This window comes from Micromonospora sp. CNZ297 (assembly GCF_007827625.1).
This window is the reverse complement of sequence record NZ_VISU01000033.1, coordinates 35534-49093: the sequence shown is the minus strand read 5'-3', so window position 1 is coordinate 49093 and position 13560 is coordinate 35534. Positions and strand designations below refer to the sequence as shown.

At 69.8% G+C, this 13560-nt stretch carries 14 protein-coding genes; 7 read left to right on the top strand and 7 right to left on the bottom strand.

Annotated features, from left to right (window positions below):
* On the top strand, positions 1-269 hold a 269-nt coding region (locus tag FB454_RS32085; protein ID WP_222433955.1), incomplete at its 5' end, for a hypothetical protein.
* A gap of 120 nt (positions 270-389) precedes the next feature.
* Here the strand turns inward: FB454_RS32085 and FB454_RS32080 are convergent.
* Positions 390-1073, bottom strand: a complete 684-nt coding sequence (locus FB454_RS32080) for a 4'-phosphopantetheinyl transferase family protein (RefSeq protein ID WP_186461705.1) — start codon at positions 1071-1073, stop codon at positions 390-392.
* A gap of 1002 nt (positions 1074-2075) precedes the next feature.
* Positions 2076-3266 carry an IS110 family RNA-guided transposase gene (locus FB454_RS32075; protein ID WP_145824127.1) on the bottom strand — a complete coding sequence of 397 codons (1191 nt, stop codon included), beginning with the start codon at positions 3264-3266 and terminating at the stop codon, positions 2076-2078.
* A 544-nt stretch (positions 3267-3810) separates the two neighbouring features.
* Here FB454_RS32075 and FB454_RS35125 point away from each other — a divergent pair.
* On the top strand, positions 3811-4371 hold the full coding sequence (locus FB454_RS35125) for a hypothetical protein (protein ID WP_186461704.1): 561 nt from the start codon (positions 3811-3813) through the stop codon (positions 4369-4371).
* A gap of 40 nt (positions 4372-4411) precedes the next feature.
* Here the strand turns inward: FB454_RS35125 and FB454_RS32060 are convergent, their stop codons facing one another.
* The 4 genes from FB454_RS32060 to FB454_RS32045 form a co-directional block, all read right to left on the bottom strand.
* Positions 4412-5257, bottom strand: coding sequence for a hypothetical protein (locus FB454_RS32060; protein ID WP_145755790.1), 846 nt, complete (start codon positions 5255-5257; stop codon positions 4412-4414).
* Complete coding sequence (locus FB454_RS32055) at positions 5254-5835, bottom strand: RNA polymerase sigma factor (RefSeq protein ID WP_145755791.1); 582 nt, start codon at positions 5833-5835, stop codon at positions 5254-5256. The genes FB454_RS32060 and FB454_RS32055 overlap by 4 nt, the downstream gene beginning before the upstream one ends.
* A 130-nt stretch (positions 5836-5965) precedes the next feature.
* Positions 5966-7117 (bottom strand): hypothetical protein, encoded by a 1152-nt coding sequence (locus FB454_RS32050; RefSeq protein WP_145755792.1) that lies wholly within the window; start codon positions 7115-7117, stop codon positions 5966-5968.
* Between the two features lie 6 nt (positions 7118-7123).
* Positions 7124-7435, bottom strand: a complete 312-nt coding sequence (locus FB454_RS32045) for a hypothetical protein (RefSeq protein ID WP_334459781.1) — start codon at positions 7433-7435, stop codon at positions 7124-7126.
* Between the two features lie 61 nt (positions 7436-7496).
* Between FB454_RS32045 and FB454_RS32040 the strand changes: the two genes are divergently transcribed.
* The 4 genes from FB454_RS32040 (at position 7497) to FB454_RS32025 (ending at position 11937) form a co-directional block, all read left to right on the top strand.
* Entirely contained in the window at positions 7497-9845 is a 2349-nt protein-coding gene (locus FB454_RS32040; RefSeq protein ID WP_128136117.1) for a DEAD/DEAH box helicase, read from the top strand.
* Positions 9846-9939: 94 nt separating this feature from the next.
* Positions 9940-10506 (top strand): hypothetical protein, encoded by a 567-nt coding sequence (locus FB454_RS32035; RefSeq protein ID WP_091044878.1) that lies wholly within the window; start codon positions 9940-9942, stop codon positions 10504-10506.
* A gap of 2 nt (positions 10507-10508) precedes the next feature.
* The gene (locus tag FB454_RS32030) at positions 10509-11156 is read left to right on the top strand and encodes a nucleotidyl transferase AbiEii/AbiGii toxin family protein (RefSeq protein WP_047891456.1); all 648 of its coding nucleotides are present in this window, start codon (positions 10509-10511) and stop codon (positions 11154-11156) included.
* A 523-nt stretch (positions 11157-11679) separates the two neighbouring features.
* Positions 11680-11937, top strand: a complete 258-nt coding sequence (locus FB454_RS32025) for a hypothetical protein (protein ID WP_357000127.1) — start codon at positions 11680-11682, stop codon at positions 11935-11937.
* 253 nt (positions 11938-12190) lie between these two features.
* Here the strand turns inward: FB454_RS32025 and FB454_RS32020 are convergent, their stop codons facing one another.
* A complete protein-coding gene (locus FB454_RS32020) occupies positions 12191-12799 on the bottom strand; it encodes a TetR/AcrR family transcriptional regulator (protein ID WP_145824126.1) in 609 nt (202 codons plus the stop codon).
* A gap of 99 nt (positions 12800-12898) precedes the next feature.
* Between FB454_RS32020 and FB454_RS32015 the strand changes: the two genes are divergently transcribed.
* A complete protein-coding gene (locus tag FB454_RS32015) occupies positions 12899-13549 on the top strand; it encodes a hypothetical protein (RefSeq protein WP_013473824.1) in 651 nt (216 codons plus the stop codon).
* Positions 13550-13560: the final 11 nt, after the last annotated feature.

Sequence of the window (13560 nt, the reverse complement as noted above, 5' to 3'; positions counted from 1 at the left end):
AGGCTGGCGTGTGGCGTGACCAGGGTCTGAGAACCTCAGTGGCGATCGCCCTCATGATCGGTGGTGCCCTCGCGGTCGCACCGGCGACCGCCCATGCGCCCGTCTCCGCCGGTGCTGGGGATGTGTTCGCCGTGGATACCTGTGGTGCTTCCGGAATGACCGAGGTGCACGCGATGTCGCGGGCCGGCAACTTCCGCTCCTTCAGCCTGCATCCGGCTACCGACCTGGGCCCCGCCCGATCTGAACCGGTGGACGTTCGGCTTCGGTGAGTTCGACCCGGACAGGTTGAACGCGAACGTCTTCTCCAGCCCGACCAGCGTCGCCGGAGGGGAACTCCACGCGGATGATACTGGCAGTGGCACCGGTGTCGGGCAATACCACTTTGCTTGTCATGCATCGCCGGTACACCGACGGTCTTGACCGGTCACGACCACTGCGGTGAGTAGCAGCCCTCGGACGATCCGCCAACGGCCGGTCAACACGGACAGCGGGCCGACGGCGACGCTCTCCCCCGCTTGGTGCACGGTCGCGGTGAAGGTCTCGGCGACCGGGTCGAAGCGCAAACTGGCGTCCTCGAAGCCGATCCAGCGCCGCACCAGCGGATACCATGCCTTGTAGACGGACTCCTTGGCACTGAAGGTCAGCCGGTCCCAATGCACGTCGGGTCGGGCCGAGCGCAGGGCGGCGAGACCGGGCAGCTCGTCGGGACGGGCGATCAGGCGCAGGAGTCCGTCGGGAAGTGGCTCGTGCGGCTCGGCGTCGATGCCGATCGAGTCCAGCAGCGTGACCGGAGCCAGCGCCGCGCCCCGGTACCCTGTGCAATGCGTCATGCTGCCCGCGATGTCGGCCGGCCAGATCGGGGCCCGGTCGGGGCCGCTCGGCACGGCCACCGGCGGCAGTCCCAGTTGGGTGAGCGCAAGCCGGGCACAGTGCCGGACGGTGGCGTACTCCAGGCGACGCTCCGGCACCGCCCCTGCGACGGCTGCCGCCTCCTGCGGGTACGGACGCGCTTCGGGCGGGTCGCACAGGAACTCCGCGACAGCTACGCCCTCCGGCAGGATCTTCGCGAGCACAGCCGATTGTGGTTCACGCCCGGCCCAACCGTCGACCCGGATCCCCACGGGCTCCGCCGGGGCGCGTAAGGCGACGACTCGCTGGAGATCACGTCGGATGCGGAGACAGGTGCGGCCCACGAACTGCGCCGGGTCCCCGTTTTCCGCCAGCAGTCGGGCGCAACGTCGGAGAAGCCCAGCGGTGACGACCTGCGACAATGGCAAAAAGCGGAGAAGGCGTTGTTGTCGGGGTTGCCGGCGGCGACTCCGCACGTGGTGCCCGACCCGCGGCTGGTCACCGCGAACGCGGTTCGGCGCCTTTGGGCGTTGCTGGGTACTCTGTCCGCTGCCGCGAGGGCGCTGGCACCGGGCGGCTCGATGATCAGGACCGGCAGCGGCGATCAGTTGGGTGCAGGCAGATGACTCGCGCTCGGGGGCGTAACACCGCAAGCACGCATCGCGGCGGGCGTCTGCCCGGTGCGGCGCGTCCCGAGGTGCCCGAGTGCGTCGACACCCCGTCGGACCCCACCCGCCGACCCGGCAGCCACGTCGGCGGATAACCACGCCGCTGACGTTTCCCAACGCAACGACGCCGCCATCCATCGACGGCACGAAGCCGAGGCGGCCCTACGGAAGGGGTCGCCAGAAGCGAAAGCACGCACACAGGGGCCACAGCGCTTCTGCTGATCTTCAGCAAGCGACCACAGCTACGCCGCGCTGCGACCAGCACACCAAGAAAGAAAACGAAGAGCCGCAGATCATCGGCCTGCGGCCACAAGCGGAGCGTCGTTTTGGGAAACCGATGCTCTATCCCCTGAGCTACGAGGGCGCGAGGGCCTAGTCTAGCGACCTGGGGGTTCACCTGGGGTGGCAGGGAGTGGCCCACGTTCACCCACGTCACCCGGCCCCCTGTTCGCCCAGCCCAGGACCACACCCGGAGTCTCCATGTGACTCCGGTTGATCTTGGTGGGCAGGGTGGATCGGCCGGCGCGATGGGCTCGCGCCGGCGGGGAGCCGTCTGTTTCAAGCTGCCGCGCGGATCACCGGTGCCGGTCGAGCGAATGTCTTACGGTCGCGGATGAGTGCCCAGAGAACGTCAACGCGTCGTCGGGCGAGGGCGAGTATGGCTTGGCGGTGGTTCTTTCCTTCGGCGCGTTTCTTCTCGTAGTAGGCGCGTGAGGTGGGGCATTCGCGGGCGGCGGTGAAGGCGGCCATCCAGAGAATGTGCCGCAGCCTGCGGTGGTATCGGCGGGGCTGCCGATGGTTGCCGGAAATTGTTCCGGAGTCGCGGGAGACAGGTGCCAGGCCGGCGTGGGCGGCCAGTTTTGCGGGGCTGTCGTACTCGGTCATGCCAGCGGTGTGGACGAGCAGTTCGGCGGTGAGCAGGTTTCCCATGCCGGGCAGGCTCCCGATGATCGGCGTGAGGGGGTGCTGGTCGAGGTGTTCGGCGATGAGGGCGTCGACGGCGGCGATGCGTTGTTCGAGGGCGAGGATCTCGGTGGCCATCTGCCCGACGACCACGGCGGCGGCGCGTTGCCCTGGCAGGGTGACGGTTTGCTGGCGGGCGGCGGTGACCATCGCCTCGGCGACCTGGGTGGCGTTCTTGACGTGCCCGCGTCGGAGCAGGGCAGTGATGCGGTCGACGCCGGCGTGGCGGATCGCGGCCGGGGTCTGCCAACAGGCGAGGACCATCATCGGGGCCTTCCGGTTCAGGTCCACGGCCCGTTCGAGGGCGGGGCTGATGCCGGTGAGGAGTTCCTGCAGGCGGAACAGGGTGGCAACGCGCTGCCCGACGAGGTCCGAGCGGTAACCGGTCAGCACGGTCAGCTCGGCCAGGAGCCGGTCAGACGGTTCCAGGACGGGGATGTCGGGGCGCATGCGGATGGTCTGAGCGACGACCACCGCGTCGCGGGCGTCGGTCTTGTTCTCCCCGGCGAACGCCGCGGCCATATGGAACGCGACCGTGCCAGAGACGTAGCGGACCTGGACCTGCCGGCGCCACAGCAGGGTCAGCAGCAGCGCCGACAGGCCAGTGGTGACGTCGACCGCCCAGCAGACCGGACGGCCGTGCGTCGACACCTCGGCCATGACCGTCAGGAGCGCGGTCTCGTCGTTGGCGACCCGGCGGGAGTAGACCAGCCGGCCGTCACCGTCGACGGCGGCGACATGGTGGTGCGTTTTGCCGATGTCCACGCCGATCCACAGCTTCGCCACCCTTGCGCTCCTTCGCTTGGTCGGGTTTCTCGGTCGGCCCGTCGTCTGTGGATTCGGAATTGCCGACACCTTCTCACGAGGCGAACGCAGGTCGCGGATCTCCATCAGCGGTCTACCGAATCTCGCAGACGACGAAGCGGCGGGTGGCATCTCCTACCGTGAGCCAAGCGATCTCGACGAAACACACGCAGCCATACCCACCGCTCCCGGGCATCAGGGTCTACGGCTGTCGGTGCCGCGCTCGTTCAACCCGGCCCGCCCGCGGAGCGAGAAGTGGGTGGCACCTCGAGGCTCAGCCACGATCACGGCGGAACACACTTCAGCCATACCCACCCCCGGCGCCGCGGGCGCGGCAACCCTGAGCCTGCCGCCGTCGCCGGCCGGCATCCCGGACACGATGTGCGGGACCTGCGCAGCATCAGCGCTCCACCGCGCGCAGGGCAGGCGTACGGCATCGTGGCCCACGACGGCTGGTTGCCGGCCGCCGCTCCGAGACCGGCCTGATTCCCACGCCAACCGCCGCCCCAGCGGCTTGAATAGCGGTGTGCAGGTCAGCAAGGACGGGTGGGACTGGTGCGTCGGCGCCACCGCCGACGTGGCCTGGATCGCGGGTCACACCACTGCCGGCGTCTCGATCACCACCGCCATCCCGCCGGTCTTCGACGCCTACGCCACCACGTACCAGACCGACGACGTCACCGCCACCGCCTACGAGCACGCCCTCATCGCGCACCTCACCACGCACACGCCCGACCAGCCGTGGTGGCTGGCCTACCTCGACACCGGCGCCCACGACGTCGTCTTCCCCCACGCCCCGAGGGTGTTCCTCTACTGGAACTGGCCGTACGTGCTGGTCCAGGCCGGTCCCGAGCAAGCTCTCACCTGGCGGACCGGTGGTCACATGCGCCACGGCCGCGGAGCGCTACCCGACCTGTTCTTTCCCGCGGACCGGTCGTGGCTGGTCTCCGCGCTCTGGGACGACACCTGGACCTGCGTCGGCGGCCCGGCACCACTGATTCACACCCTGGAACGTGACCCGGTGGCCAACGCCCGCCAGGTCCGACCCGGCGAGGACGCGCTGCCGCCGGGGCTGACCCGTGAGTGACGACCCACGCCCCGGGGCAGCGGTCAGCCTCCGACGGCGGCTACCCTCGCCACTTCTCGGCGGGTCGGCAACCGCTGGTCGGTTTGCCGTAGATCGGCTTCCCGTCCGGACCCGCATAGCAGTGCGCCAGTTCGTCTTCGGCCTGGAACAGCGGGCGCCTGTCGATCTCCGTCCCGTGGGCGTCGTAGCTGACCAGTTCAGGGTCGTTGCCGGCCTTGAGTCGGGCATCGCTGGTCATCAGGCCGAACGCGCCTTCGGAAAGTCGTGCTGTGGTGGTGTGGCCGTCACCGTGGTCGAGCACGAGCCGGTGGACGCGGCTGCTGACCCGGCCGCTGACGCTGACGTCCCCGCCGTCGGCTTCGGTGGAGGTCAGCAGCAGCCGCTGCACCGGCCCGGGCAGCAGGTCACCGTGCGGCCACGGCTCAGTGGCGCCCCCGCCGGACTCCCGGGGTGTTCCCGCCCCTTCCACGTCGCAGGTGGCGTAGCCGACGTCGTTCATGAACAACACCAGCGCGCGGTCACCTCGCTCGGTAGCCACCGCCAGGTCGGCCAGGGACACCGGGACGGGTCGCTCACCCGGATTCTGCCGGGTCTGTCGTTGCGGGGAGTCCCACTGCAGGCACCGCTCCGCCGCTTCCTGCAGCGTCGGCGACAGCTCCCCGGGCCCCATGGCCAGCACCTGTACGGTCGAGCGGTCCGGCCGGTCCCACGCCACCGCCGCGGCCCCGGACGCCACGGCCAGCAGCGCCGCCACAGCCACGGCGATCCGCAGTCGTGGCGTACGCGCCGGAGGCGGGCTCACGAAGCCGAGAATCCGGGCCCGCATCGCGAGCGCCGCCTCCGGCGGCAGGTCCCGCTCCGCGGGCAGGTCGAGAATGTCGTTCACCGTTTCCCCTCCTGGATCTCCTGCGGCATCAAGCGGGCCAGGCGGCTGCGTGCACGACTCACCCTCGACCGCACCGCCACCTCGCTGATGCCCAACACGGCCGCCGCGTCCGGGTACGACACGCCGGACCACAGGCACAACGCCACCGCCTCCCGCTCGGCCGGCGGCAATCCGCGGACCACCGAGAGGACCTCAGCCATCCGCCGCTCGTCGTCCAGCCGCGCGGAAACCTCGTCCGCGAGGTCACCATCGGCGTACCGCTCCGCTGGTAGACGCCGTAGCAGCGCACGCCATCGGCGCCCCGATCGCCACTCGGAGCGGACCGCGTTCGTGGCGACGACCAGCAGCCACGGCAGCGCCGATCCGTCCACGAGTCGGGCGTCGTGCCGGCGGCGCCACGCGACGAGGAACGTCGCCTGAGTGACGTCCTCAGCCGTCGGCCACGACCCGGTCAGCCGGAACGCGTGGTTGTAGACCGGGCGGGAGTATCGGTCAAAGGGCCGACCGAACGCCGCCTCGTCACCGGCGGTGATCGAGGACCACAGTTCCTCGTCCGACGGCCATACTTGATGCCTCACACCACACTATGGCCGCCCACGCCGTCCTTGTTGCAGGCCGACGGTCGACGTCTGAGGCCGTGGCGCCGGCGCGAGAACCGCAGCGCGTGCAGGCAATGATGGTCAGCTCACCCGGCGGCGAACCACGCCGTCAGGTGTCGAAGCCTGCGAGGTTGAGGCGTTCGAGCAGGCTGGGCTTGCGGGCGTGCGCCACCCGCAGCTCGGCCAGCCGGTGCTGGAACGACGAACTGTCCTCGTCGCGTTCGCCGAGGTCGCGCAGGTCGACGAGGAGTTGAACAGCGGTGTCGTACTCGCGGGCCTTCTTCGTGGCGATGAGTTCGTCGACTCGCTGCCAGGCGGCGGGTTGGTCGACTGCGAGGGTGTCGAGGTGCCGTTGCCGGGCGGCTGCTGCGGACCGTTCGCGGCGGATCCGGTCGCGTTCCCGCTGCTCGGCGTCCCGTCGTTCCCGCACGGCGCGCAGCTCCGCGGCGGTGGCGAGCAGTTGACCGGCAGTACGGGTGGCCGTCGGGGTGGACGCGTCGATGGGATGCGCGTCGCCGTAGCTGCGCAGTAGTCGGTTTCGTAGATGGCTGTCGCCGCCGGTGATCAGCTCGGCCAGGATGGCGTCCTTGTCCTGGGCGGGCAGCCCGACGACCCAGGTGCGTAGTTGCGCGGCGGTCGGTTCACCGCAGGCGTCCGGCGGCGATCCGGCCGCTGCGGCCGCGATCAGGTCGGGGTCGATGCGCAGGAACTCGGCGACGGCGGTGAGGGGCGCGTCGAGGGTGTCCAGCCCGGCGGGGACGGGCGGTTCGGGCTCGTCGTCGGTGATCTCCTCGGACTGTACGCAGCGCAGCCAGGCGAGGTAGAGCAGGCGCAGGTCGCCGGCGGCGAGGCTGGCCCGGACCGGGATGATCGAGGTGAGCAGGCCGTGGCCGTCGAGGTCCCACTCGTCCGCGCCGTCCTCGTCCTCGTCGTGGAGGTCGATGATGACATGCTTGCCGGCAGTCCACGCGGATGCGCTGTCGCCCTGGCAGTACCGGGCGACGGTGGCGGGGTCGAGCACTTGTTTCGGTAGCCGGAGCATGAGCTGGCGGGTGCCCCAGTTCGCCAGGTACAGGTGCGCGTCGAAGTACCGTTCCATCAGCTTGCGAGGGTCGCCCTTGAAGTCGCCCCACTCGTAGGTGTTGACGAAGCTGGTGGCAGTGATGTCGGCCCGTGTCGACAGCGACCGCAACTCGGCCCGCTCCCGGCCGGTGAGGGGACGGTCGACGGCGGTGAACTCGTAGTACTGGTACTCGCTCACCGTGGCCTACCTCCCGGCCCAGTGCCGGTAGGCATCGATCCACGCGGCACCGTCCGGCATAGGGGTGAGTAGCGGAAGGTCGAGAAGACCGACACGTTGCCGGTGGCGGCCTCGGGCGCAGACCGCGACGATGCTGTCCGCGGCCAGCTCGATCTTGCCTATGGTGACCTCGACGCCGAGGACGGTGGTGGTGAACGGCACCGCCAGATGCTCCTCGATCATGGCGAACAGGCCGGCACGCTCGTCCTCGTGACCGTCCGTGTCGACGGTGGCTTCCTCGATCATCGCCTCCAACGCGGCGGTCCCCTTCGATGCCATCGGCGGAGGATAGCGGACCGGTGTCGAGGTGTTCGGAGCCTGATACGCGAGGATGGTCGGCATGGGTTCGGTGGCCGAGTCCGTCGATCTTCGGCGGGAGGTGGAGCGGTTACGGGCGGAGAACGCCCGGCTGGCGCGTCTGCTGGAGCTGCGCGGCCAGGACACGACTGCGGCGCCGGAGCAGTTGTCCGCTCCGGTTGAGCCGCCAGGGCTGGTCACCATGGCTTCGCCGACTCGGGACAAGCTGGCGCTGTTCGCCGACCGGTTCCGGGCCCGGGCCGACGTGTACGCCGTGCGGTGGGACAACGCCCGTACCGGCGCTGCCGGGTGGATGCCCGCGGTCGCGGGCGGTTGGCGTAAGGGTATGGACCGGCGGGGTGCCACCTACCTGCCCCGCACGACGGAGGTCGTCGCGGCGCATCTGGTCGGCGACGTGTTCATGGGCCTGTACCCGCTGATGCCCGGCAACACCTGCCACTTCGTCGTGGCCGACTTCGACGGGCCGACGGCGATGCTCGACGCCCTCGCGTACGTGAAGGCGGCACGGGCCAGCGCGGTGCCCGCCGCGTTGGAGATCTCCCAGTCGGGCCGCGGCGCCCACGTGTGGGTCTTCTTCACCGGCGCTGTTCCCGCGGCCACCGCGCGGTCCCTCGGCACCGTCCTTCTCCGTGAGGCGATGGTGCTGCGCGGGTCGATGGACCTCCGCTCGTACGACCGGCTGTTCCCCAACCAGGACGTGCTGCCCGAGGGTGGCTTCGGCAACCTCATCGCCGCGCCGCTTCAGGGTCGCCGCCGCAAGGACGGACTGACCACCTTCCTCGACCTCGGCACCCTCGAGCCGTACGCCGACCAGTGGGCGTTCCTGTCGACGCTGGATCGGCTCAGCCCTGGCGACGCCGAACACGTCGCCCGGCAGGCCAAGCACGCCCTCACCGGCGCGGACGTCGCGACGATGAGCCGGTCCACCGCGACCCAGGTCCACCCTCCGCTCCCTGCGGTGGTCCACGCGGAGGCCGGTGCCGGGCTGAGCATCGACGCCAGGCAGCTCACGCCCGCCGCGCTGGCGACGTTCAAGCACGCCGCCGCCATGACCAACCCGAAGTTCTACGAGCTGCAGCGGCTACGTAAGTCCACCTGGGACACCCCACGCTTCATCCAGGGCTACGACCTCACCCTCGATGACCGCCTGGTCCTCCCCAGGGGCCTGCGGCACACCATCGCCACGATCGTCGAGCGCGCCGGGTCACGGCTGGCCGTCACGGACGTACGAAACTCCGGGACCGAGATCGACGCCGCGTTCACCGCCGAACTCACCAGCAGGCAAGCCAACGCGGTCGGCGCTCTGCTCGCCCACGACGACGGGATCCTGGTCGCTCCACCCGGCTCCGGCAAGACCGTCATGGCCTGCGCCGTGATCGCCGAACGCAGCACCTCCACCCTGGTTCTCGTCGACCGCAAAGCCCTAGCCGACCAGTGGCGCACCCGCGTCGAGCAGTTCCTCAGCATCAAGCCCGGTCAACTCGGTGGCGGCCGACGCAAGCTCACCGGCACCGTGGACATCGCGCTGCTGCCCTCCCTCGCCCGGCGCGACGACGTCGCCACCCTGACCCAGGGGTACGGGCACGTCATCGTCGACGAATGCCACCACCTCGGCGCCGCAGCCTACGAGCACTCGGTCAAACGAGTCGCTGCGCAGTTCTGGCTCGGCCTCACCGCCACCCCCACCCGACGCGACGGCCTCGGCCAACTCGTCACCTGGCAACTCGGACCCGTCCGCCACACCCTGACCGACGAGGAACAAGGCACCCTCGCGGCCGCGATGCACACCGACGCCGGACCCCGTCGAGCGCTGTTCATCCACGAGACCACATTCCAACCCGGCGACGTCGACCTGGACGCGCCCGGCGCGCTCGCCGAGGTGCACCGAAGGCTGGCCCTCGACGAGCCCCGCAACACCCAGATCGCCGACGATGTCGCCGCGGCCCTGACCCGCGGTCGCAACTGTCTCGTGCTGACCCGCCGGGTCGCCCAGGTCGAGGCACTCACCGCCCTACTCGCCGCACGCGGACATCAGGCGCTTGTGCTCCAAGGCGCGATGAGCACCCGCGAACGGCGGGCCATCGTTGACCGGCTCGACGGCGCCAAGGCCGGCGACGGCCTCCTTGTCGTCGGCACCACACCGTTCATCGGTGAAGGCTTCGACGCCCCCGCCCTCGACACCCTCTTCCTCGCCGGCCCGATCTCCTACGACGGCCTACTCGTCCAATGCGCCGGCCGCGTTATCCGCGCCGCGCCCGGCAAGGACCTCGCCGAGGTCCACGACTACCACGACCCGGCCACACCAATCCTCGCCGCCTCACTCCCACGCCGCATGCCCGGATACCGGGCCCTCGGCTTCACCAGAACATGAGCGCATCAATCGCGATCATCATGACTGGTCCGCCGGCTACAGAGCTACGACGTAAGCCAAGCGCGCTGGGCCTAGCCTGGTAGGCTTACGGGCCATGGGCCGGTTCTCCGAGGATGAGCTGCAGGCGGTCGTCTCCCGGTATGAGGCGACGCGGGCCGCCGCGCTGACCGAGCGGGACGAGCAGCTGCGGGCGTTCCACGCCGCCGGCTGGCGGCCGGTGGATCTGCAACGGGTCACCGGGTACAGCCGGGAGACGATCCGCCAGGCGCTACGACCGGAAGTCCGGCGGGCGACCAATCTCAGCCGACGCAGGACGTCACCCCAGCCGCCGGCGGACTACCGGCCCTACGGCGACCGGAAGCCCTACGTGGTGGCCGCGACTCTCGCCGATCTGCATGGCCCGACCGCGGGCACGGTGACGCTTCCGCGTCATCTCGACTGGTCCGGGCACGCCGAGTACGACCTCAACCGGCCCGCACGCCTGGCCAGCATGTACAAGGTGGTCCTCACCGAAGCCAGTACCGTCGAGGATCTGAACACCTGGCTCGACGCCGACCTCCTCCGGCAGCTCTGGCCCACCCTCTGGCTGCCGCCCCAGCTTCGCCAGCGCTGGGAGGACGCCTTCCCCGAACTCGCCGCGACCCGCAGCAACGCGGCATAGCGGTGGACCCGTTCCACGAACGCCTCGCCCGTACCGGGCTCGCGGCTGCCAATCGATACGGCTTCGCACTGGCCGGCGGTTACGCGGTGCAGGCGGCCGGGCTGCTGGAGCGGCCCAGTGAGGACGTCGACCTGTTCACCGCTTGGGACCGCCGCGACGAGTTCACCGCCGCGGTCACCGCCGTCGTGCACGCCTACCGGAACGACGGCCTCACCGTCGAGACCGAGCGGCAATACGACACGTTCGCCCGGCTGGCCGTCACCGACGGCACCCGGGTTTCCAAGGTCGAACTCGGCGTGGACTGGCGCGCCAACGAACCAATCCTCATGGCGATCGGACCCGTCCTCCACCCTGACGACGCGGTAGCGAACAAGATGAGCGCCCTCTACGGGCGAGCGTTCGCCCGGGACTTCATCGACATCGACGCCACCCTGCGGTCAGGCCGCTACACCCGCGAAGCCCTCCTCACCCTCGCGCAGCGCGCCGACCGCGGCTTCGACCCGCGCATCTTCGCCGACGCCCTCGGACAAGCCGCCCAGCTCGACTCCGACGACTTCACCCAGTACGGCATCACCGGCCCAGCGCTGGACGATCTCCGTAGCCGATTCGCGGAGTGGCGCCGCGACCTGCTCGACGGCGAGGAAGGGTGACTCGGTCCCGACTCCCGGCAGCGTAAGCCTGCACACGCAGGGCCCAGAACGTCCAGCTGGTCTTCGGCAAGCGATCGCAGCGAGCCCGCGAAGCGACCGGCACGCCACGAGGGACAGCAGGAGAAAGCAGGTCGTCGGCCTGTGGACACCGGCAGACCGTCGTCTTAGGAAACCGATGCTCTATCCCCTGAGCTACGAGGGCGCGAGCGCCTAGTCTAGCGACCTGGGGTTCACCTGGGCTGGCAGGGAGTGGCCCGCGTTCACCCATGATCCCCGGACCGCTGTTGTCGCAGCCCAGGAGCACACCCGGAATCTCCATGTGACGCCGGTTGATCTTGACGGGCAGGGCGGGGCGGCCGGCAGGACCGGGGTCGCGTCGGCGAGGAGCGTGCTGGTTCAGGCCGCGGCGCGGATTGCCGGTGCCGGTCGGGTGAAGGTCTTGCGGTCGCGGATGAGTGCCCAGAGGACGTCGACGCGTCGTCGGGACGCCCCGAGGGTGTCGCTCTACTGGAACTAGCCCTATGTGCTGGTCCAGGCCGGCCCCGAACAGGCCCTCGCCTGGCGCACCGGTGGTCACATTCGCCACCCGCACGGCGCGCTACCCGACCTGTTCTTCCCCGCCGACCGGTCATGGCTGGTCTCCGCGCTCTGGGACGACACCTGGACCTGCGTCGGCGGCCCCGCACCACTGATCCACACCCTGGAGCGCGACCCCGTGGCCAACGCCCGCCAGGTCCAACTCGGCGAGGACGCGCTGCCACCGGGGCTGGTCCGCGAGTGACGACCCACGTCCCGGGTCGGCGGTCAGCCTCCGATCGTGGCTATCGCCCCCACTTCTCTCGGCAGGACGGCAGTCGCTGGTCGGTTTGCCGTAGATCCGCTTCCCGTCGGGGCCCGTGTAGCAGTGCTCGAGTTGGTCTTCGGCCTGGAACAGCGGGCGCCTGTCGATCTCTGTCCCGTGGCCGTCGTAGCTGACCAGTTCAGGGGCGTTGCCGGGGGCGCTGTCGGGATGCGGAGGATCGGCACGGGATGCCTCATGTGTTCGGGGCGTTGAGGACGCAGTCCACGGCCGTGTAGAGGGTTTCGGTTTCGGACTTCAGGATCGAGTCCTCGGCGGGCAGGGCTCGTTCGATGGAGAGCCCTTGGAGCACGGTGAGCAGGAATCTCACTCGGCGTGCGTGGTCCTCCCTGGGGAGCGCGCCTTCGTCAGCGAGAACCGTCAGCCAGTACTCGACACGGCGCCACCCTTCCCGCTCCAGGGCGAGATAGGCCGCGCGCACCTCCTCGGTCGGTTCGGGTGCGATGAACATCTGGTACGCCCTGCTCCACGCCTCACGTGCCTGCTCCCCGACACCGGTGGGGGAGAGCACCTGCCGGAGACAGTTGACCAGTCGATCCCGGGCGGACAGTGATCGGTCGTGGATCGGGTCATCAGGGAAGACGTGGTCATAGATCCTGGCGAGCACCGCGTCCTGCAGCGCCCGCTGGGTCGGAAAGTGGAACCTGAGCGAGCCTGTGCTCACCCCGGCCCGTGCCGCGACCGCACGCACGCTCAACCGCGCAGCCAGGTCCTCGGCGAGCATCGCCGCCGCAGCCGCGAGGATCCGTTCCCGTGAGCTGGTGCTCCCGTCGCCCCGTGTCACCTGCCACCTCCTGGCACATCGTACTAGCACGCCGTGCTAGCGTTGCCACTAGTACGGCGTGTTAGTAGGACCCGGGCGATCGACGGTAAGTGAGGAAACGTGATCGAGGACTGGCGGCAACAGCGGGCGGCCAAGCGCATCAAAAGCGGAGACGGCCGGGCGTTGAAACGCCTCCGCTGGTGGCAGCTACCCTTCCGCACACTGTTCTACCTCGCGCTGCCCAACGGGAACGGCCGGCAGACGGTGTACGCCGTCGACATCCCACGCCGGACCGACCCGGAGGGCGGCAAGGCGAGAGCGCACCTGTATCTCGACGGCAGACACCACGCCGAGTCCAAGCTCCCGGCGGCCTTCCCCGTGGAGGGCGGCACCATCGAGGTGGCGAACAGCGCATTCGGGCTCAAACGCTGCCACTACGTCATCACTGCGGGCGCCGAGTACCCCCTCTTTCCCGATCCGAGGTCCGCCGAAGGACGCCGTGCCCGCGTCGAACGCGAGCACCCGACGCTGAGCCGCTCGATCAGCCTCCTCTCGGTGCTGATGCTCGTCATCGGCGTGGGCCTGAACCTGCTGCAACTCGCCGGACCGGTTTCGCAGATCCCCCCGATCGCGGAGAACGTCGGAACGTTCGAATCGCCCGTCCGCCTACCGATCTGGCTCAACTTCGCCCTCGCCGTCGGGGCCGCACTGGGGAGCGCCGAGCGGGCACTCCGCCTGCGTTACAGCGTGCTCGACCACGCAGGGAAGTAACCCCATCCACA